Here is an 18,046-nt window from a genome sequence, read left to right on the forward strand (position 1 = left end):
GATCATGGCTGAGATAGTAGAAGGTGGCTTCTTCGCTACGTCTGTGCGTGTTCCGATCTTTCTAGCTGATTTCGGCTGCATGGTGTCTTCTCGGCTTCTTAGTGTCGTGAACTGAGATCTTGTACTGGTATGGGTTGGTCTGCCTACCATGCTGCATGACTGATCTGAGGCAGGGGGAAGCGCTGACTGTCCGGGAGATGCGGGCGCGTCGGCGGCAGCTTGAGCGAGTCGAGACCAAGACCAAGGATCTGCTCGACTCCGCCGTCGTCACGACTCGTAATCGCGCGCAGCAACTGGCGGCCGAGGCGGCCGACGCGGAAGCGCAGGCTGCCGAGACGCTCGCGGCCGCCGTCCGCGTCTACGGCTCAGCTACCACGGCCAGCTCTATCTACGGCTTTCCGGCGAATGAAGTAGAGAAAGCGGCCAAGACGGTGCCGGTCACTCGCGCAAGGGAAGTCGCGGACGGATTCCGTCAACTGGCAGAACGCAAGACCGTCGTACGGCGACAGGATCACGCTCAGCCGCCGGGCCCTTCGGCGGGCGGCGGGCCTGTGGCGGAGTCGCAGCTGGGCTAGCCACCCTCAGGTGTCGACAGTACAAGCGGCTCGTGCACGTGCGCACGCAACAACGGGCGCCGCCCCGTTCCGGTGGGGGCAACGCCCGTGCGCTGACGTTCGGTCTCTCGGCCTTGTTGGCGAACGATGAGTAAGCGGCGAGCGGCAGCGCGCCGGCCCCGGGCTCGATGCCCGGGGCCGGCGCATCCCGCGCCGCAAACACAGGTCAGCCTCCGCCCGGGTGGTTCCCGGGCGGGGGCTGATGGGGTTCCTTACTGTGCTGCGGTGGTCATGACGATCGCTCGGCGTCGGCGCGGTTGCCGGTCGTGAACGCGATCGGTATGAACGTGAATCCCTCCAGACTGCCGCGCCAGCGGATGGGGTTACGTCGCGCGTGGACGGCGCAGAGATAGTAGGAGCAAAAGCCATCACCGGTGAGGACGTTCGCGGTGTGGGCGCATTCCAGGGAGTGGCAGCGGTGCTTGTGAAGGTTGATCACCTTCACCTCGGCGGCTGCGGCTTGGTATGCCTGGCCCAGTTCCTCGAAGGCCAGCGCTCCGTACGGGTAATCCCTGTCTCGGTAATCCCGTTCGAACACTAGACGTCCGGGGCCTTCCTCCTGGTCTTCGCGGTGCCAGAGCTTCGCCACTGGGCCAAGGCTGGAATCACCCTCCTGAAACCAGAACTCGACGCGGTAGCGCTCACCGGCGAGCAACCCGAAATGCATGCGCAGATCGGGTACTTGGTACCAGTCTCCGGGCTCGCCGAAGTAGTTCCGGCCCTCGCTCGGGAGCTTCCATGTCGGCCAGCCCCGGTACGTGACGTCGGTCGCCGAGGCCATGTTCCATCGGACCATCTGTTCAGTCCTATCTGTGGATGTGCAGCCGTGGTGAGGTCTGCGGGAGCCGGGTGGCCCGTTGACGGGTCACCCGGCGCTCGATCAGAAGAGAGTCATGGACTCCGAACCCGGCGTTGACGCAGTGGTCCGCTTGGGGTTCGTCCGCTTCGGCCTTGCGCTGCGCTTCTTGGGCTTGCGCGTCTGTGACTCGCTGGCATTGCTGGTCTCGGTACCTGCTCGCTCCAGCGGGTAGAGGCAGCCGACGGCGCCGACGTTGTAGGTCTTGCCGGGCTGCATCCCGATGCCGGGTGCGGTGGTGAGACATACGACCTCGGCAATGCCGAACTCGTTGCCCTCGTGGTCGGGGTGGAAGTTCAAGACGCGGACTGTCAGGCGGGCGTTCGGCCACGCGCGGGGGGTGTAGCCATAGACCTTGCCTTCCGCGATGCCGTTGGGACTGACGTCCATTGGTCGCTTCCCTTCGTTCGTTGGTGGTGCCGGTCCGGGCTGCCCTCCGTTCCGACATAGTTAAATATACATCAAATGGCCTTGGAGGGGCGGTCTTCGCGGCGACCAGGCACAACCGTTACCGGCTCGTTATTCGGCAAGCGATGTCGCGTTCCGCTGCTGGCGACGTCTGTTCACATGGCCTTTCGGGGCGGTCCGGTGGGGCAACCGTCCCGAACCGTTCCGTGATCTCCTGTCAGGTCGGCCTTCGTCTGCGAAGCGACCCGGGCTGACGCGCTGCCTGGTCGGCGAAAGCGATCCGCAGTTGCATGGGCTTGGGGTGGGGTGAGCGGCTGGGGGCGCGGTCGTTCCGGTGTGCTCGCTCGCGCGAACGGCGCGAGGGTGTGACAGGCGTTGGCGCGCGAGTGAGTGCTCCGGTTCGCCGGGGGGGTCTGGGGGGCCAGCGTGGCCCCCCAGTCGCCCACGTCCAGCTATCGGCTTGGGGTGCGCGAGAGGGGACCGCGCACCCTCTCGCGCACCATGGCCGGGCCACCGGTGCGGCCGTCCCTCTTCCGGAGTGGGTTCGGCTGTTTCGCCGTGCCACACTCCGGCTCTGGTTAGGCGGTCTCGATCCACCAGCTAGAAGGAGCGAGTATGAAATCGCCTTCGTGCCATCCGAACGAGTGCCCCTTCGGGGCTAGCGTGTTGAGGTATTCCTGAGCGTCGTCGAGTAGTCCCCCCGTGTCGAAGATGGCCGCGCTCGCCTCCGCGTAGGTGATCGTGTTACCCCAGGGGTCGCGGACGGGCGGGGCCTCCACGCGTCCTCGTGTTGCGTAGGCGCGCAGGACGGCGCGTGCGTAGGCGTGGCGCTTTTTGGACCATTTGCGAATCATTCCGACGTCGGGCCGCCAGCCGTGGTCCAGGGCGGTGAGCAAGACCATGACGTGGGCTCGCCAGCCCCGAGCTCCGTCCACCCAGCAGCCGGACATGTCGGGGGTGATGATCTTGGACATGTTGCCTCCTCTCAGGCGGTCAGGGCCGCGAAGACGATGGACCGGAAGTCCTGGACGCTCCAGCCGGACAGGTGGCCGGTGCGTTCCATGAGCAGTCCGGTGTAATGGGCGTCCCAGGTGTCAGCGATCACCGAGCCGTCGGGGAGGCAGAACCATTCGTGGCCGGTGAGCTGATCGAGTTGCACCGGGTGAACGCTCAGCGCGTACTGCCCGCACAGGCCGGTGGTGACGAGCAGTTCGGCGGCCTCAGCCGGGGTGAGGTCGCGGTGCTCCTGCTCGTTCTCGTCGGTGGGTGTGACGTCGCCGTCGTGAACGTCGTCCAGCGTGTAGTAGCGCGTGTGGATCGTGAGGACTCCAGTGCTCATCGCGTTCCCCTTTCGTGTGGGTGGTGGTGCCGGTCCGGGCTGCCCTCCGTTCCGACATAGTTAAATATACCACTATTCGGCGTTGGGAAGTAGCCTGATGTCGACCCCGCGACCACCGTTACCAATCCGTGATCACCTGTGGGGTCGCCGTCCTCGGCGATGCTTTTCCAGGACCTGAGCCCCTCGACCAGGCCGTCGGCTTCGCGGCCCGGCTCAGCCGGCGGCGCGGCCGTCAGCGGCTTGGGCCGGCGCGTGCGCGGCGGCCGCGGCGAGGCGCCGGGGGAGCGCGAGGGGGCGGCGCGAGCGCCCCTCGCCCAGGCAAACGCCGCGCCCCCGGCGCGACCACCGACATCATTATTCGAGAGGCAGTATGAACACCTTCGTCCCGACCGTCACTGGCAGGAAAATATCCCTTCCGGCCAGACCAATGATTGCCACTGCCTCTGTTCTAGGAACTGCTGTTATCAGCATCTGCTGACCGGAACAATCCAGGACGTGGATCGACGTGGTTCCTTTTCGCTTCTTTCGCTTCACCTGTTTGAGTCTCCATTGCCTCAGGCGGGTTTGACCGCGCCCGGGTGTCGGCGGGAGGCTGTGCGACTTCGGGCACGGGTGGCTCGCCCTGCACTGGGCGGGCCCCCCGTGGACACGTGTTACCAGTCGTACCCGGGGCCCTTGGGGTGCTCGGGGGTCTCGTCGTATCCGTGCGGAGCGAGGTGGGCGCGGCAGAGGTTGAGGTGGCGCGCGGTCGTGCGGGTGTACTCGACCGGCGGGATCACGGTGCGTTCCTGCCCGTCCTGGTCCTTCAGCACCCAGGCGATAGGCGTCCGGTAGGAGTAGACCACGTAGACGGCTCGGGCGAGCTCGTCCCGGCACAGGTCAGCGAGCTCGTCCGGCATGATGCCCATGGCTGGGACCGTTCCCCATGTGGTGCGGGGGGAGCTCTGTGCGGTCATGCTTCCGGCGGTGAAGGGGACGCGTGCGGCGAGGTACTCGCGGATGCCAGGGGCGCCGTTGAAAGCGGTCCGTCCATAGAACCGCAGGGTGGCGCCGGGGGTCATGGTGGCTGGCATGATCATGTTTCTCCCTCGTATGGCGGTGGTGTCGGTCCGGGCTGCCCTCCGTTCCGACATAGCTAAATATAGCACTAATTGGAGTGGTGTTCTAGCCCTGGCCTTCGCTCGTATCAATGCAGCTGCGCCCCTCGGTCGCGCCACTCGAAGAGCGATCACAGGCCCGCGAGTGGGTGCGGTTCCGCCCGGGTTCCGGCGACACCTGGGCCGGAATCCGGGCAACCTGGTCAGGCGAGCAGCTCCCGGGGGGATGGCCCCGGCGGGGGCGACAGCGGCCAAGCCGGTCTGCGGGTAGGGCAGGGTGGTGGACCTGTCGGCGAAGATCTGGGTGATCGTCCAGCCCTCGGATGCCAGCACATCGCGGGCGCGGGCAATGACGTCGACGTGCGACGGGTCCATGATCACGCAGATGCCGTCAAGGTTGTCGCCCCATCCCATGCTGACCATGACCGACCAGGTGATGCCAGCGGCTTGCAACGGGCGGGCCGCGAGGCCGCACAGCACCCTCTGCTGCCTGGCGTGACGGACTGACCTGCTCATGGTCATGCGTGGCTCCTTCTCGTGGATGGCGGCGTCGATCGCCTGCGGGTTGAAGTAGCGGGGCTTTCGCGGTGGGTGTGCGGGGACGTTCCGGAGTGCTCGCTCGCGCGAACGGCGAGAAGGTGTGACAGGCATTAGCGCGCGAGCGAGTGCTCCGGCTCGCCGGGGGGTCTGGGGGCCAGCGTGGCCCCCAGTCGCCCACGTCCAACCATCGACTCAAACGCGAAGGGGTCCGCCCGACTCGGGCTCGTCCGGCCGACCCGTCGTCAGGCCGTGCGTCGGTGGACCCGGTCTGAGGTTTGCTGCCGCGCACCCACCATCCAAGCTGCATCTTCTGAGATGGCTCGGGCTTGCTGGCCGAACCGGCGTGCGGTGTGTTTCCTCAGAGGACCGGGAGTCTCGTTGACTCCCGTGTGTGTTTTGCCGAGCGAGACCAGGTTCAGCCATGCGCGGGCGGCCTCGTCAATGATGTGGGTGCGCAGGCCGCGACGGCATTGGCACTCCTGGCGGGCGATGTGCACGCGGAGGCGCTCGGCCTGGCGGGCCGCGTCCTCGACCTCCGGCGGCGTCCTCATCGGGCCGGTGGGCCAGGCGGGCAGGTGCTCGCACGGCTGCGCGGCGCCGATCGTCTCACCGGTCCGGTGTGCAGCGTTGGCGATCGCGGCGATCACCATGCCACGTACCGTCTTCGGGCCCTTGGTCAGCGAGGTCACTGGGGTGGCTCTGGGTGCTGCTGAGGTGGTCACTGCGTGCCCTTCGTTGGTTGGTGGGTGTGCGGGGTCCCGGGGTTGCCCTCCCAGGGGTGTCGGTCGGCCCGCTGGATGGCGGGCCGACCGAAGCGTGTGATCAGCCGAAGAGGGTTGCGGCGGCGGGGGTGAGGCACTCAGGCGACCAGTGGCCGGTGTCGTCGCAGTACAGGCAGAGCTCTCCGGCATAGCGCTGGATCTCGGACGTGTGCTCGTCGGCACCGGCGCCGAGGGTGTTCATGAACGCCATTGCGGCGCGGACGAAATCGTCGCGCATGATCGGGTAGGCGTTGCCGGTCAGCAGGTCATGACCTGTGTTGGTGACAGCGTCGTCGCAGGTGAGGCGGTGGGACCACACCAGGCTGGTGCCGCCAGGGCCGGAGATGTATCCGAGCGGGCGCAGCTCCAGGTCGTGGGAGTTGTCGATGTGCCAGGTGGCGGCGGCGCCGTCGTGGTCGGTCCATTTCGGGCCGAGTCCGTTGGTGTGAAGGAGCATGCGCGCGTTCCCCTTTCGTGTGGGTGGTGGTGCCGGTCCGGGCTGCCCTCCGTTCCGACATAGTCAAATATACCACTATTCGGCGTTGGGAAGTAGCCTGATGTCGACCCCGCGACCACCGTTACCAATCCGTGATCACCTGTGGGGTCGCCGTCCTCGGCGATGCTTTTCCAGGACCTGAGCCCCTCGACCAGGCCGCCGGCTTCGCGGCCCGGCTCAGCCGGCGGCGCGGCCGTCAGCGGCTTGGGCCGGCGCGTGCGCGGCGGCCGCGGCGAGGCGCCGGGGGAGCGCGAGGGGGCGGCGCGAGCGCCCCTCGCCCAGGCAAACGCCGCGCCCCCGGCGCGACGACTGAGAGCCGCAGCCAGGCGGGCAGGCTCGCGGCGATAGCCCCGTGCTCGTGCCCTGGTCGGTTGCGCCAGGCCGTGGCGAGTCGGGGTCAAGCACCAAGAGCCAAGCACCGGCGGCCCGCTGCGTCCAGACGCCGCACAGTCTCGTCAACGGCGTCGAATCGGCACCATGTGTCGCCGCCCAGACCATCGGCGGTGTGGAAGTGAACGGCGCGTGCGTACGGGCTGCCGCCCGGAGCGGTGTGACAGGCCAGGAAGCGGTAGCCACCGATGCCGAGGGCGAGGGCGCCCGTGGGCCACCAACCAGAGTCGGCAAGGGCGAGGCTGGTCGCACGGACGTGGCATGCAACTGTTCCGTCGGGGGCATAGAGGCTGTACCGCAGGTGCGGAGCCTCGTCGGCGTCGAACATGCTCCGCCCGTCCTCGCACTTGGGACAACGGTTGCCGAAGCCGCAGGGCAGCAGGATGAAGCTGTAGCCGCGGAGCTCAACCAGGCTGCCGCGGTAGATGACACGGGAACCGATGTACAGGCCCTCAATGACGGCCTGGGCGGCGGAGGTGTTCACGGTCGGCTCCTTATCCGAAATTGGTGGGCTTGAGGTGGATCTGTCCGCGCTCAGTACCGAGCGCGGAGCTGGTGGCGCACGCGCCTGCCGCCGCGCGGCCCGGCCGCACCTTGGTACGACCGGGCCCGTTCCTCGGGCGATGGGGCTCGTTCGGCGCTTTACGCGGACTCGGGCCCAGCGCCTGGGGCCGGGGCGACGTCCATGCTCTTGACGTCTGCATTCGTGACGTCGATATGGACCTCCGCGTTCTTGTCATTGGCATGGTCGTAGGCGACTGCGAACGCCATGCCTTCGAGCTGCCAGCGTGCCTCGCTGTCGAGCGAGGTGCGTAGATCGCTCATGGACACCTTGCCGAGGTCGATGCCCTCGCCGAGGTCGAGCTTCAGCGCGATCGTCAGAGTGACGTCCATGGTGGTGATGTTGTCGGTCATCGCTTTCCTTGTCTTGCGAGTGGGCGGGCCACCGCCCGGCGTCACCGGGTGCGGCTGGCGGTGTGCCGGTGGCGCCGGGAGCGGTGGAAGTGTTGTGGTCAGCTGATGTCGGCGGCGAACCAGAGGAAGTCGGCTTGGTTGGGCTCGCGGAGGTAGTAGAGCCGCTGCGGTGCCGGTCCGGCGTCGACGGCGTACAGGCCCGTGGGGAACAGGCGCTGGGTGGTTCCGGCCGCCTGGACTCCGGCCGCCTGGACCTGGGTGACCAGGCGGCGGAGGGCGGCGGCCTCTTCGTCCTTCTCGTCCTTGAAGAGGGAGGTGACCTCGTCGGGAGTGGTGAGCGGACGCAGTTCGATCGTGTCCAGAATCTCGTTGAGCTCGGTTCGGGTCCTGCCCTGCATCATGAAGGTGAGCAGGACTCCGGGTTCGTACTTTCGTTGCATGGTTGGTCCTTCGCTGTCTGGTGGCACTGATACGGGTTGCCCTCCGTATCAATGTAAATAATTATACCTCTTTCGAGGTGTCGATTCCGGCCCGCCGCGCGCCGGTGAGGGGGCGCACGGCGGGAGGGAGGGATCACCTGGCCGGTCTCACGCGTCGTCGGCGTAGATGATGGTGCGCTCGGCGGAGCTGAGCTCTCCGGTGAGATCTCCGACGAAGCTGACGACGCCGTAGGCTTCGTCTTCGTAGTCAGAGTCGAAGTGGCGCCTTGCTGCGACGTTTGCGCGGTTGCGCGCTTGGCGCCAGTCGTCGCCGGTGGCTGCGATCACTATGGGTGATCGGAGTCCAAATCGACTGTCCCAGTCATCGACGAAGGTGAAGGTGGTTGCGGACACTTTGCCCTCCTGGTCCGTGGCGGCCGCCGTCCGGCCTATTCTCCCGATTGTTAGAGTTAATTGTACCTCACTGAGGATTGGGGGTGGATTCACCAGGAAGTTGCGGGTTGGCGTCGTGCACGGTGAAGGCAATGGCGCCCACTTCGAGCCCGAACTGGAACCGGGGGTCCGGATAGGGCTGGCCGTCCTGGTAGTGGACAGGGCGGATGCTGAGCAATGTGCCGTCTTCGCTGGCCCCGGTGACCAGGTAGAAGTCGGGTGGGCGATCGGGGTTGCGCTGGACGCGCAGGATCGTGCCGGTCAGGTCCTCGTGGTAGTCGCTGATGTAGCCGTGGCTGTGGCAGAACGGGTCGTCACGTTCGCCTTCGGCGAGCTCGTGCTCGGCGAGGATGTACTGGCGGGGAGTTGCGCCCCGCGCGCTGCGCCGTCCTTCTCGTTCGCAGATCGGACATGGGGTGTCCTGCTCGACTATGAGGCGTCCGTGCAGGTCCGGCTGGTTGCTCCAGGCCCAGCTGCCGTCACCGGTTGGTTGCCAGCGGATCATGGTCGTAGCTTCCCGGTTCAGGTGGTTGGACGGGCGGCGAGGTACTGGCCAAGGGCGGCGGTGAGCACCTCGACCGCGCAGGCGCCGATCTGGCTTCCGGTGCCCAGGAGGGCGGCGATCGTGCGGGTGGCGAAAAGCGCGTACAGGGCCTGCGGGGTTTCGGTGGGCTCAGGGCTCTCGGCCGCGTACTGGTGGCTGAATCCGCTGAGCGCGGCGGCGATGACGTCGGCCAGGTCCTCCTGCTGCTCGGCGAAGTGGAACAGCTCGGCGAGGAGGAGCGCGGTTGCGCCGTCGGCGTCGGGGTCGGAGTCGTGGCGGTGGAAGGTGAGCACGGCGGCGGCGCGCTCGACCCGGTCATCGTTCGTGATACGCATGAGTTGAACTCCTTCGAGTTGGTGGTGCCGGTCCGGGCTGCCCTCCGTTCCGACATAGATAAATATACCTTGACTAAGTTGGTTGGTCAATCGGCCACCCCGGCTGCTTCGTCCGGACGTTGCGACCCGGACGGCTGGGAAACTGAGGCCGTCAGGGATTGGTTCGGTGGCGCGTCGGGTGCTGGCGGTGCCAGGTCGCCAGTGCGCGCGCTTCCGCGCGGTCGGAGGCGGCGTAACGCCAGCCGCACGAGCACAGCGCCCACGACGACCCGTCGTAGATTCGTGATCCGCTTTCGTTGCGGGAGTAGCCGCGCGGCTCGGTGGTGTGGGTCAGGTGGTGGGCTTGGGGTGCGAGGTCGCGCAGGATGGCGTCGGCGACGGGTGCTGCGTCCCATTCGGTCCAGGGGCCTTCCAGCACCAGGCGGATGCCGCCGGTCGCGGTGTGGGCCTGTAGGGCGGACGGGCTGATGATGATGCGGGCGCCGGGGACGCTCATATGCAGGGTGCCATCCGTGCGCGGGTAGGGCGTCCGCGAGTTGCGGCGCATCTTCATCAGGTGCCCGATCGTCTCGGGTCGATACGTGGGCCGGGTGGCCCCGGGCTCGTCGGCGCGGGCGGGGGCGCGGCGAAGTGTCTCGGCGATGGTGCGGGCCAGGCCGGATCCGGTGCTGTCGCCGTGAGCGGTCCCGACCGCGACCCGTTCCCCTGCCGGGTTGAGCAGGGCGAAGCGCCAGCGGCCACTACTGCTCAGCCGCAGTAGCAGGGTTCCGCTGTCAAGGGGGTGGCGCTGCTCGCCGGCGTCGGCGACGAAAGCCTGGTATGCGGCGGTGAGGGCCAGGTGTTCGCGGTGCCGGGGAGTCTGCGGCGCCCGGTATCCGTAGTGCGGTTCCGGCGGGGGCGGGGGAGAGTCCGGCGGGCTGTGGGTCATGAGCGGGTTTTCTTGTGAGCAGGCGCAGGGCAGGCGCCCGGCCGGGGAGTTGCCCGGCCGGGCGCAACCCTCAGTTCGTGGGCGTGGTCTCAGCTGGCGATGCGAAGGTGAGTACTTCCTCGACTCGCACGGCGACGCGGGCGACGGTCCGATCGAGGTCATAACGGCGGCTGGCCACCTTGATGAACATGTCGGCGTCGATCAGGAGCCGGTACCAGTCGTAGACCAGTTCATAGAGGATCCGGACCTGAGGTTCGGCCAGGTGGCTGCATCCGTCTCCGAATGCCCTGATCCAGGGCTGTGCGATCGCGTGTCCCGTGGAGGTGAACAGGTTGTCGCCGATCTGTGTGATCGCCGGGTCGTATCCGACGCTGCTCTCGGGGATCTGCAGGTCGGGCAGGGGGAGGCAGGGACGTGCGGCCGGGTGGGCGGTGATGATCGCGAGCCTGATCGCGTGGCGCGCCAGGATCAGGGTGCTGTTGGAGATGCCGCAGCGCTCGGCGATCGCCTCGGGCGTGGTGGTGCGTGACATCGTTCCTCCGTGCTTGTCGGCGGCGAAGCGGGGTCGCCCTCCGCTTCATCATTAATAATTATAGCGCTATGGGCTCGTTTGTGCTGACCATCGATCTCCAGCCAGATAGGCCCTTCGCTCAGCTTCTTGAACGGTGCGTTGGGCCCAGTGGACTGATTGGGCGGTTGTGCGAAGCGGTGGCCGCCGTCCGCGCGATGGGGTTGATCGGATGGAAGATGGCCGGGGCCAGGAAACGAATCGTTTCGGCCACGGGGTTGGCGAGCGTGCTGGGCAAGCAGTCGGAGTCTTCCAGGGCCTCTAGCGCGTCGGCGGGCGGCAGCCTCCGCAAGCCTTCCGCCCAGGCGCATTCTGCGTCGTCGGCTGCCCAGGCGGCGGCCTCGTGCCACAGCGCGTCGAACAGGGCGAACGCCAGGTCTGGCGAAGGGTTGGGAGTCGGCGCCTGCGGGGGGTAGATGGTCAGGCGTGCGGGCTGGGGGTACAGGTCGATACAACCGCAGGCGTTGCAGCGGTAGAGACCGGTCCAGGTGGGATCGATCTCCACGGTCGTGCCGGTCGGGTCGCACGGCTCAAAGCCAGCGTTCTCGGGCAGGTTGCCGCACGGGCAGCGGATGTCGCCGTGCTCGGTGGTGGTCCAGGTCATCGCTGCGTCTCCGGCTCCTGCTGCGGTCGCGGTTCGGGACCGCGCTCGGCGATCTCGGCTTTGTCGTACAGGTCGGGGACGAAGACCATCAGGTAGGCCATGAGGGTCTCGGGGTCGGGCTCGGCCAGGGCGCTGGGTCGGGTGTCGCCGGTGGCCACGTCGGCGATCGTCACTGCGTCGTGGTGGATGCGCATGCTGGGCCTTGTCAAGTGGGGTGGGGGCCGGCCGAGGGTGCGTGCTCGGTCGGCGTGGCCGTGCCGGTGGGTCCAGGGCGGGGAGCGTCGTGGGGCTGAGCCCGGGGCGGACGCCTGTGCTTTCGCCCCGGGCTCAGCCGACTTGGTCAGGCGGCCTTGCTTTCTGCTTGGAGCGGCTTCTGGGTGGGAGTCTCGCCGGTCCAGGACTTGCCTTCTGCGACGGCCTGCTCGATGGGGGACAGGCGGTAGCCGAGCTCGGCCAGCAGCTTTAGCCAGACGGCGATGGCGGCCTGCTGGCGGCGGCGGCTGTCGCGTTCGAAGTACTCGAAGCTGTCGATGTCGCGCCAGGTCTTGACGTCCATCCGTCGCTCGTAGGCGGCGGCGATGGTGGCAAACTGGATCAGCGGGTACCGCTTGGGTGCGGTTCTGTCAATGAGCTTGGTGATGGCCTCGGGGGTGAGGTCGGTGCGCCCGGCCTCGTGCTTGTCCTTGGCGGGGGAGGCCAGGCCGAGGAGTTGGGCGAGGACCTCACCGCTGTTGTAGCTGCCTGCCCACTTGCGGAGCGGGTCGGGCATGGTGAGCTGGGCCCAGGTGACGAACCTGGCGATCTTGGTCATCTGGGCCGGGGTGGGCTTGCCGGTGATCAGGTTGGTCAGGAACTCGCGCCGTACGGGCTCGGCGGCGCGCCATTCGATGTTGCCGTCCTTTACGTGACGGCTGGCTTTGGTCTTGGCCTCCTTTTCAGCCTGTTCCTTGGCGGCCGCCTCGGGAGTACCGGGCGCGGGCGCGGCGGGCCGGGGGTTGAAGTGTCCGTACGCGGCGGGGTTGGCGCAGTACGTAGCCGTCTTGGCGCCGCCGCTGTTGGTGGTCAGCACCGCCAGGTTTCCTGGACACTCGGCGTGGGTCTCGGCCGTCAGCGCCGCCGCGTCCTTGTCCTGGCTGACGCGCAGTCGCCCGACCTCGACCGCGCCGGAGGGGACCTCCTCCAGGACGCGGATGCCCTCCGCCTCCAGCTCGGCCCGCGCGGCGGCGAGCTGCCGCTCGCGCTCACGCCGCTGGGTCTCTCTGGAGTATCCGAGGTCGAAGAATCCCCTCTTGGCCTCCTTGATGATGCGGTCGCGGGCCTCGGGGTCGTCGTCGAACTCGTGCAGCTTGGCCATGGCGACAAGGTCGTCCTCGATTGCCGGGATGCCGGTGATGGCCTCGCGGGCTTCCGGCGAGAGCTTCCCGGCCTCGATGCCCTGCTTGACCTCCTTCTCCTTGCGGCCGAGCTCCTTGGCGATCTTCCTGACGCCCATGCCCATCTCCGCCGCGCTGAACAGCGCACCGGCCTCCTCGGCCTTGGTCAACTCCTTGCGGTTCTGATTCTCGTCGACCATGTCGAGGAACTCCGCCGCCGTCAGGTGCGGGGCGTCCCAGATGAGACACGGGATCTTCTCCCAGGTAACTTCAGGCTCTTTAACCACTTCCCTGGCGACCCGCCAGCGGCGCTCGCCCATGCCAATGACCAGGCGGCCGTCGGCGCGGCGCTGGACCTTCAGCGGGACCCTCACACCCCTGTGGCGGATGGAGTTCACGAACACGGGGTCCTCGTCGGGGTCGAGACCGAAGTCCTCACGGGCGTTGCGCTCGTGCGGTACCAGGTCGGAGGGGCGCACCATGCGCAACTGCACGCCTTCGGGAATCTCCAGATCGAGCCCGGCCGGCTGGTCGCTGGCCTCGCCAGGGAGCTCGGTCGGCTCAGTGGGGGCGGTCGCAGCGGGCCGCTCCGACTCGGCCGTCTCGGTGATCTCGGTGGCCTTGTCCTGCGTCTGCGGGTCCCTGTGGTCGGTGATGATGGTCATGCTGTCCTCCTGGTCTGGGTGGGGGTGTCGATCGGGGTTGCCCTCCCTTTCGACATTCCTAAATATACGCCTCCATGGAGGGGGAGTCAATCCGTGGGGCGCAGCCCGGTCGCTGGTGGGCGGCCATGCGGGGCCCGGTCTCGTCTATCTGCCCGTGGTGAGCTGTGTTGCCGCCGAATGATTTCGGTGCGGCGGGGCTGGGCGCCCGTGGTCGTCGCTGTGGTTGGTCAACCCGCGTCGGATCGGTGTGGCGCGGTGGCGCCGATCGTGACGGGTGCCCGCGCCGCAGTGACTGCGGCGCGGGGCTTTTATCCGGCGGCTGACGCTGCGCGTGTGAGGCGCATCGTCGTCGATGTGGAAAAGATTGCGCGTCACCAGTGGCAGCCAGGAGCCCACCCTTGGCGAGGGGAGTATCGCGCTGATCTACTCGCCGGTGTCGGCTCAGGCCGGGCGGATCCGGGTGGGGTGGGCGTCGGTGCGCCAGACGATCCTGATCATGTAGTGGCTGGTGAGCACCTTGGCGAAGGGGCCTCCGTGTTGGGCGGGCATCAGGTCGTGTCCGTGCGGTTGGCCTGCTGCTCGGCGGCCCAGGGCTCGGCCCAGGCGTGGAGAGCGTTCTGGACGTCTTCTCGCCAGCGGATGCCTGCGGGCACTGTCAGTTCGGTGACCGGTTCGTCGGGGCGGCCCCATTCCGCTGCCTTGGTGATCACGATGGGTGCCGGGTCGTCGATCGGCGTCGGTGGTCCGTACCAGGACGGCGGCGTCTTCCAGGTTGCGGAGTACCGATCCGGTCCGACCTGCAAGGTCCAGCGTTCACAGTCGTGGCCGCCCCGGTATTCCAGCTTGTAGCTCTTGGCGCGCTTGGCGGTGGTGCGCCGCGGCGGCTTGCCGCCCTCCAGCGGGGCGGCGAACGCGGCGGGGAAGCGCTCCTTGGCCTCGGTGCCGGTCAGGATGCCGTGGATTTCGTCGTAGGGGACCGTGCTGGTGTGGGGGTGACGCTGGGCGGCGGCCAGGGCGTCCCAGGTGTGGATGTGGGGTGTGTCCCTGGTGAAGCGGTCCGGGACGGTGACCGATCTGGCGTTGACCTTGGTGACCTCCAGCCACCTGCCGCTCACTTTGATGAAGTCGCCGCGGGAGATGTTGGCCTTGGTGTAGACCTTTGCGCCGGTGGCCTCCAGCACCATCTCCCAGTAGCTGATCTCCTCGGTGATCTCGACGACTTCGGCGGTGAGTTCGGCTTTGTACTGCTCGGAGACACCGAAGTGCACGAAGACGTTGCGGGTTGCATCGCCGTTGTCCTTGGTGGCCAGGACGGTGACCGGAACGCCCTTGTGGCGGTACTCCTCCAGCTGGGCATCGACTGGACCGGGCCACTCGGTGGGGTTGTCCCAGAGGATGTCGTCGCGACCGGCCATGAGCTTGTCGATCTGTCGGAGGCGCTTCTCCAGCCGCGCGATGCGGCGCTGGGTCGTTCCGGCGCTCTCGCGGCGATGCTGGAACCGCTCGGCGGCGTCGGCCTTGGCTCTCCAATCCTTGGCGCGGTCGTACAGCTCCCATGCTTTGCCCTCGCGCTTCCACAGCCGGTCCAGGAGTTTGCGGTGGCGTCGCTCGCTGTAGTGCCCGATCAGGATCGGGGTTCCGTTCAGCGCATCGTAGGTTTGCTTGTTCCGACTGCGGATCGCCTCGGATTCAGCGTCGGCGGACGACGCCTTGTCCTGGTAGTGGGTGGCGCGGGCTTCGGCGCGGGTGTAGCGCTCGTTCTCCAGGTCGTCGAATCCGGTCGCCGGGGTGACGTTGTCGACGGTGATCTCAACGGTGAAGCCTGCTTCCTCCAGCGCCGTCTTGGCCTGGTCGAGTTTCCAGGAGTCGGCCGTGCGACGCCGCGAGTGCGGCAGGTAGAAGACTGGCTCGCCGAGCTGGTCGTCGACTGGCAGCCATTCGGAGAATCTGAAGTTGAAGCGGTGCAGGATCTTGCCCGCGCCGTCTCCGCGGCAGGTGCCGTAGGCCAGGGTGCCGTGCTGTCGGGTGTGCTTGAGCGTGATGGTCACGTGTTTCTCCGTCCGGTGGTGGTGTCTGCCGGTCCGGGTTGCCCTCCGGGCCGGCGGGTGTGCTCCAGGTCTGGCCCGGTCAGAGCCGCTGCCAGATGTCCATGACGACGCGCCTGGTAGGACCGAGCGGCAGCGTCAGTGGACCGAGCGGGGCCTGCTGCTCGATGGCGTCGACGAACCATTCCCGCCATTGCTGCGTGGTCGCGGTCTCCTCCAGCGGCCATGGTTCGAAGCGGGCGGACTCGCGGTCGAGGATGGCGCACAACAGGTCGGCCAGCTCGTCGATGGTCGCGCAGTACCGCGTGCCCTGGTCGACGGCATCGACGTCGGAACCCATCGCGTGATGGACACTCGCAATCACCTGGTAGTCCGAGCCCTCATTCATACTTCCTCCTTGTTCGGGTTCGACATCGATCAGCACCCCGCTTTGACATAGTTAAATATACCTATTTATGGAGACGTGGGCAAGCCGCAGGAACACCCGGCCGCCCATTCTCGCGCTCTGCCGGGTCGGCACCTGTTCCGGCGATCTCATCACCTCCCGAACCTGTTCCAGGGGCGCCACGGGCCAAACCAGGCGAACTAGGGCACTGGTGTCCCGGGGGCGGGCCCGCGCGGTCGCGGCGGCCACCCCCGGGCTTCCTTCGGATCAACAAGGGGACGCGTTGTTCGGCTGGATCAGGCAGGAGCCTTGGCCGTCATTTCCCGCGTGCGGAGTGGGAGAGGTCGACCGTGCGTTTGCGGCTGGTCCGGCGCGTCAAGGACGTCAGCCAGTCGGAGGGTGGACGCTGATCCACTGCTCGGCCTGCCAGTCCCACAGGTACCAGCGCGCGCCGGGCGTGGTCTCCGGGACGGGGGTGAGGTAGCGAGTGATGGTCTGTTCGGGGGTGGCGGCCCGTCGGACCTCCAGGCGGTCACGGGTGAAGCCCTCGGGGTCGATGCTGCGGGCGAGGGTGCGGCCTCGGGTCGCGGCATCGGTGATGAGTTCGGCGGTCTCGTGTTCCTCGGTGAGGTCGTTGAGAACGCCTTCGGTGCTGATGGCTTGGCCGTCACGGCGGCATTGGGCGGCGTAGGCGTTGAGCTGGTCATAGCCGAAGGGGCTCCCGGGGTCGGGGTGGTAGTAGGTTTCGCCGCCGTTGCCGTCGTCGTCGATCGTGCCGACGCGTCGGCCGTGCTGCTGGAGGACGGCGGTCCAGGCGATGCCGCGGTGGTGCTCCAGGGTCCTCAGCTCGGTGACGGTGAGGCCGATGTCAGGTCCGGTGAGGCGGCTGTGGGGAAGGGTGATCATCTGCTGCTGGGGTTCCATGCCTCTCCTTGGCGTGAGGGGTTGAGTGGTCGCTCGCCGCCCGTGTCGGGCTGCAACGGCGGATGCGATCCCGGGCCCGCCCTCACGGGTGTCAGGGCGGCCTCGGTCGTGGTCAGGCAGAAGGCCAGCGGGGGGTGATCTCGTGGATCTGGCGCTTGTGGGGGTAGGTGCTGCCGCGCGCGTTGAGGGCCGTGGTGCGGCCGCACGTAGGGCACCCGCCGACCAATCGGCCGTTCATGCGCCGGAACTTGGCGCCGAGGCCGGCTGTGTCGAGTGTCCGCCGGCGCCCCAGCGGGACGAACCCGCCAACGCAGGGCACCTTGCGGGTGATCACGTCGGCGTCGACAAAGACGACGTGCAGTTGGGCGGTGGTGGTCACCTCGGACCGACCGCCGATGACCACGCTCTGCGGGCCTGCGATGATCTCGGTGCTGTAGCGGCCGCCCGGCCTGCCGATCATCTTGCTCGGGTCGTCTTGCTCGGGCACCCAGACCCGGCCGCCGTCGCCGTCTGGGGCGTAGTGGCCGGGCTCGAAGCCAGTGATGACGCGCTTGAGGATCGGGATGACGCCGACCTGCCAGGACGCCTCGCTGATCCGGTCTCGGATGAGCATGCCGCTGCGTAGGTCGCGCGGGCTTATCTCACGCTCGTGGGCCTCCAGGTGCTGACGGTTCCCGTACCTGGCCTTAGCCATGGCGTAGTGGTGGGCATTGAAAGAACTCACACTTGCTCCCTGGTCGGTGGTGTCGGCCCCGGGTTGCCCTCCGGGACGGCCGCCCGGCTTGCTGCGCGGGCGGCGGCGCTGCTGCTGACCTCGCGTGCTCGGGCCGCCGGGCCGCAACGAGTGCTGGGCGCAGCGGGGGGTTGCCAGGCCGCAGATGGTTCTGCTTCTGCGGCCCGGCGAGCCGTGGGGCTACAGATGCCAGCTGTTGCCGTCGTAGATGGCGACCTGCTCCCAGACGGTGCCTTGCAGCTCGTCGATGTGGACGGTGGTCGCGCCCTTGTCGGTGAGTTCGGCGACGAAGCAGCTGGCCCGGCCGAACGAGGTCTCAATGATCTCCTGGTCTCCTCCCTCGGTGGTGGCCCTGACTCGGAACCGCGGCCGGGTGAGATGGTCGGTGAGCCGACGCAGGTCCTCGGCGATCGAGACGGTCGCGAGTCGGGCCGCAAAGTGGTCGGCCCGGTGGTGCTCGGTGATCCGGAGACGGGCGGCCCGTGCAGCTTCGATCGCCCTACGCAAGGGATCGATCGTTATGGTCTCCGACCTGGAGGATTCGGCCATGGCAGACCCCTTTCTGATTGGTGGCGCCGGACCGGGTTGTCCTCCGGTTCGACATAGATAAATATAGCCCTCCCGATGTTGGTGGTCAAGTTCCTGAAACGCCGA

24 protein-coding genes are annotated in these 18,046 nt (G+C 67.6%); 1 reads left to right on the forward strand and 23 read right to left on the reverse strand.

All coding sequences use genetic code 11. The features are described from left to right. Positions 1 to 155: 155 nt before the first annotated feature. On the forward strand, positions 156 to 575 hold the full coding sequence (locus tag ABD333_RS37615) for a hypothetical protein (RefSeq protein ID WP_344547363.1): 420 nt from the start codon (positions 156 to 158) through the stop codon (positions 573 to 575). A gap of 268 nt (positions 576 to 843) precedes the next feature. Here the strand turns inward: ABD333_RS37615 and ABD333_RS37620 are convergent, their stop codons facing one another. From ABD333_RS37620 to ABD333_RS37730, 23 genes are all read right to left on the reverse strand, one after another. After that, on the reverse strand, positions 844 to 1,395 hold the full coding sequence (locus ABD333_RS37620; RefSeq protein ID WP_344547364.1) for a hypothetical protein: 552 nt from the start codon (positions 1,393 to 1,395) through the stop codon (positions 844 to 846). Positions 1,396 to 1,494: 99 nt separating this feature from the next. Continuing rightward, positions 1,495 to 1,860: a hypothetical protein gene (locus tag ABD333_RS37625; protein WP_344547365.1), complete on the reverse strand. Its 366-nt coding sequence runs from the start codon at positions 1,858 to 1,860 to the stop codon at positions 1,495 to 1,497. Between the two features lie 596 nt (positions 1,861 to 2,456). After that, the gene (locus ABD333_RS37630) at positions 2,457 to 2,852 is read right to left on the reverse strand and encodes a hypothetical protein (RefSeq protein WP_344547366.1); all 396 of its coding nucleotides are present in this window, start codon (positions 2,850 to 2,852) and stop codon (positions 2,457 to 2,459) included. Positions 2,853 to 2,863: 11 nt separating this feature from the next. Then, on the reverse strand, positions 2,864 to 3,217 hold the full coding sequence (locus ABD333_RS37635; RefSeq protein ID WP_344547367.1) for a hypothetical protein: 354 nt from the start codon (positions 3,215 to 3,217) through the stop codon (positions 2,864 to 2,866). A 653-nt stretch (positions 3,218 to 3,870) separates the two neighbouring features. Next, the gene (locus ABD333_RS37640) at positions 3,871 to 4,290 is read right to left on the reverse strand and encodes a DUF8033 domain-containing protein (protein ID WP_344547368.1); all 420 of its coding nucleotides are present in this window, start codon (positions 4,288 to 4,290) and stop codon (positions 3,871 to 3,873) included. Positions 4,291 to 5,096: 806 nt separating this feature from the next. Then, entirely contained in the window at positions 5,097 to 5,543 is a 447-nt protein-coding gene (locus ABD333_RS37645) for a hypothetical protein (RefSeq protein ID WP_344547369.1), read from the reverse strand. Between the two features lie 133 nt (positions 5,544 to 5,676). After that, complete coding sequence (locus ABD333_RS37650; RefSeq protein WP_344547370.1) at positions 5,677 to 6,072, reverse strand: hypothetical protein; 396 nt, start codon at positions 6,070 to 6,072, stop codon at positions 5,677 to 5,679. A gap of 436 nt (positions 6,073 to 6,508) precedes the next feature. Then, positions 6,509 to 6,985 (reverse strand): hypothetical protein, encoded by a 477-nt coding sequence (locus tag ABD333_RS37655; RefSeq protein WP_344547371.1) that lies wholly within the window; start codon positions 6,983 to 6,985, stop codon positions 6,509 to 6,511. A 158-nt stretch (positions 6,986 to 7,143) separates the two neighbouring features. Then, positions 7,144 to 7,416: a hypothetical protein gene (locus tag ABD333_RS37660; protein ID WP_344547372.1), complete on the reverse strand. Its 273-nt coding sequence runs from the start codon at positions 7,414 to 7,416 to the stop codon at positions 7,144 to 7,146. 98 nt (positions 7,417 to 7,514) lie between these two features. Then, positions 7,515 to 7,856, reverse strand: a complete 342-nt coding sequence (locus ABD333_RS37665; protein ID WP_344547373.1) for a hypothetical protein — start codon at positions 7,854 to 7,856, stop codon at positions 7,515 to 7,517. Between the two features lie 147 nt (positions 7,857 to 8,003). Further along, positions 8,004 to 8,249: a hypothetical protein gene (locus ABD333_RS37670; protein WP_344547374.1), complete on the reverse strand. Its 246-nt coding sequence runs from the start codon at positions 8,247 to 8,249 to the stop codon at positions 8,004 to 8,006. A gap of 67 nt (positions 8,250 to 8,316) precedes the next feature. Beyond that, positions 8,317 to 8,793: a hypothetical protein gene (locus ABD333_RS37675; RefSeq protein ID WP_344547375.1), complete on the reverse strand. Its 477-nt coding sequence runs from the start codon at positions 8,791 to 8,793 to the stop codon at positions 8,317 to 8,319. A 17-nt stretch (positions 8,794 to 8,810) separates the two neighbouring features. Further along, positions 8,811 to 9,167: a hypothetical protein gene (locus tag ABD333_RS37680; protein WP_344547376.1), complete on the reverse strand. Its 357-nt coding sequence runs from the start codon at positions 9,165 to 9,167 to the stop codon at positions 8,811 to 8,813. Between the two features lie 151 nt (positions 9,168 to 9,318). Then, positions 9,319 to 10,095: a hypothetical protein gene (locus ABD333_RS37685; protein ID WP_344547377.1), complete on the reverse strand. Its 777-nt coding sequence runs from the start codon at positions 10,093 to 10,095 to the stop codon at positions 9,319 to 9,321. A gap of 70 nt (positions 10,096 to 10,165) precedes the next feature. After that, the gene (locus tag ABD333_RS37690) at positions 10,166 to 10,627 is read right to left on the reverse strand and encodes a hypothetical protein (RefSeq protein ID WP_344547378.1); all 462 of its coding nucleotides are present in this window, start codon (positions 10,625 to 10,627) and stop codon (positions 10,166 to 10,168) included. A 118-nt stretch (positions 10,628 to 10,745) separates the two neighbouring features. Then, a complete protein-coding gene (locus ABD333_RS37695) occupies positions 10,746 to 11,267 on the reverse strand; it encodes a hypothetical protein (RefSeq protein WP_344547379.1) in 522 nt (173 codons plus the stop codon). After that, positions 11,264 to 11,461 (reverse strand): hypothetical protein, encoded by a 198-nt coding sequence (locus ABD333_RS37700; protein ID WP_344547380.1) that lies wholly within the window; start codon positions 11,459 to 11,461, stop codon positions 11,264 to 11,266. Before ABD333_RS37700 ends, ABD333_RS37695 begins: the two co-directional genes overlap by 4 nt. 146 nt (positions 11,462 to 11,607) lie before the next feature. Next, positions 11,608 to 13,305, reverse strand: coding sequence for a ParB/RepB/Spo0J family partition protein (locus ABD333_RS37705; RefSeq protein WP_344547381.1), 1,698 nt, complete (start codon positions 13,303 to 13,305; stop codon positions 11,608 to 11,610). A gap of 548 nt (positions 13,306 to 13,853) precedes the next feature. Further along, positions 13,854 to 15,353, reverse strand: a complete 1,500-nt coding sequence (locus ABD333_RS37710) for a DUF3560 domain-containing protein (protein ID WP_344547382.1) — start codon at positions 15,351 to 15,353, stop codon at positions 13,854 to 13,856. 79 nt (positions 15,354 to 15,432) lie between these two features. Continuing rightward, positions 15,433 to 15,738 carry a hypothetical protein gene (locus tag ABD333_RS37715; RefSeq protein ID WP_344547383.1) on the reverse strand — a complete coding sequence of 102 codons (306 nt, stop codon included), beginning with the start codon at positions 15,736 to 15,738 and terminating at the stop codon, positions 15,433 to 15,435. A 381-nt stretch (positions 15,739 to 16,119) separates the two neighbouring features. Next, positions 16,120 to 16,659 (reverse strand): hypothetical protein, encoded by a 540-nt coding sequence (locus ABD333_RS37720; RefSeq protein WP_344547384.1) that lies wholly within the window; start codon positions 16,657 to 16,659, stop codon positions 16,120 to 16,122. A gap of 112 nt (positions 16,660 to 16,771) precedes the next feature. After that, positions 16,772 to 17,383 (reverse strand): hypothetical protein, encoded by a 612-nt coding sequence (locus tag ABD333_RS37725; RefSeq protein ID WP_344547385.1) that lies wholly within the window; start codon positions 17,381 to 17,383, stop codon positions 16,772 to 16,774. Positions 17,384 to 17,572: 189 nt separating this feature from the next. Then, positions 17,573 to 17,941, reverse strand: a complete 369-nt coding sequence (locus tag ABD333_RS37730) for a hypothetical protein (protein WP_344547386.1) — start codon at positions 17,939 to 17,941, stop codon at positions 17,573 to 17,575. Between the last annotated feature and the right edge of the window lie 105 nt (positions 17,942 to 18,046).

This window comes from Actinomadura fulvescens (assembly GCF_039533225.1).
Taxonomy (GTDB): Bacteria; Actinomycetota; Actinomycetes; order Streptosporangiales; family Streptosporangiaceae; genus Spirillospora; species Spirillospora fulvescens.

Excerpts from the sequence above, each read along its gene's own strand:
- ABD333_RS37615 (WP_344547363.1), top strand. The coding sequence starts at position 156 with ATGACTGATCTGAGGCAGGGGGAAGCGCTGACTGTCCGGGAGATGCGG.
- ABD333_RS37650 (WP_344547370.1), bottom strand. The coding sequence starts at position 6,072 with ATGCTCCTTCACACCAACGGACTCGGCCCGAAATGGACCGACCACGAC.
- ABD333_RS37690 (WP_344547378.1), bottom strand. The coding sequence starts at position 10,627 with ATGTCACGCACCACCACGCCCGAGGCGATCGCCGAGCGCTGCGGCATC.
- ABD333_RS37715 (WP_344547383.1), bottom strand. The coding sequence starts at position 15,738 with ATGAATGAGGGCTCGGACTACCAGGTGATTGCGAGTGTCCATCACGCG.
- ABD333_RS37720 (WP_344547384.1), bottom strand. The coding sequence starts at position 16,659 with ATGGAACCCCAGCAGCAGATGATCACCCTTCCCCACAGCCGCCTCACC.
- ABD333_RS37640 (WP_344547368.1), bottom strand. The coding sequence starts at position 4,290 with ATGCCAGCCACCATGACCCCCGGCGCCACCCTGCGGTTCTATGGACGG.
- ABD333_RS37730 (WP_344547386.1), bottom strand. The coding sequence starts at position 17,941 with ATGGCCGAATCCTCCAGGTCGGAGACCATAACGATCGATCCCTTGCGT.
- ABD333_RS37635 (WP_344547367.1), bottom strand. The coding sequence starts at position 3,217 with ATGAGCACTGGAGTCCTCACGATCCACACGCGCTACTACACGCTGGAC.
- ABD333_RS37705 (WP_344547381.1), bottom strand. The coding sequence starts at position 13,305 with ATGACCATCATCACCGACCACAGGGACCCGCAGACGCAGGACAAGGCC.
- ABD333_RS37695 (WP_344547379.1), bottom strand. The coding sequence starts at position 11,267 with ATGACCTGGACCACCACCGAGCACGGCGACATCCGCTGCCCGTGCGGC.
- ABD333_RS37685 (WP_344547377.1), bottom strand. The coding sequence starts at position 10,095 with ATGACCCACAGCCCGCCGGACTCTCCCCCGCCCCCGCCGGAACCGCAC.
- ABD333_RS37660 (WP_344547372.1), bottom strand. The coding sequence starts at position 7,416 with ATGACCGACAACATCACCACCATGGACGTCACTCTGACGATCGCGCTG.
- ABD333_RS37680 (WP_344547376.1), bottom strand. The coding sequence starts at position 9,167 with ATGCGTATCACGAACGATGACCGGGTCGAGCGCGCCGCCGCCGTGCTC.
- ABD333_RS37625 (WP_344547365.1), bottom strand. The coding sequence starts at position 1,860 with ATGGACGTCAGTCCCAACGGCATCGCGGAAGGCAAGGTCTATGGCTAC.
- ABD333_RS37620 (WP_344547364.1), bottom strand. The coding sequence starts at position 1,395 with ATGGCCTCGGCGACCGACGTCACGTACCGGGGCTGGCCGACATGGAAG.
- ABD333_RS37665 (WP_344547373.1), bottom strand. The coding sequence starts at position 7,856 with ATGCAACGAAAGTACGAACCCGGAGTCCTGCTCACCTTCATGATGCAG.
- ABD333_RS37630 (WP_344547366.1), bottom strand. The coding sequence starts at position 2,852 with ATGTCCAAGATCATCACCCCCGACATGTCCGGCTGCTGGGTGGACGGA.
- ABD333_RS37700 (WP_344547380.1), bottom strand. The coding sequence starts at position 11,461 with ATGCGCATCCACCACGACGCAGTGACGATCGCCGACGTGGCCACCGGC.
- ABD333_RS37675 (WP_344547375.1), bottom strand. The coding sequence starts at position 8,793 with ATGATCCGCTGGCAACCAACCGGTGACGGCAGCTGGGCCTGGAGCAAC.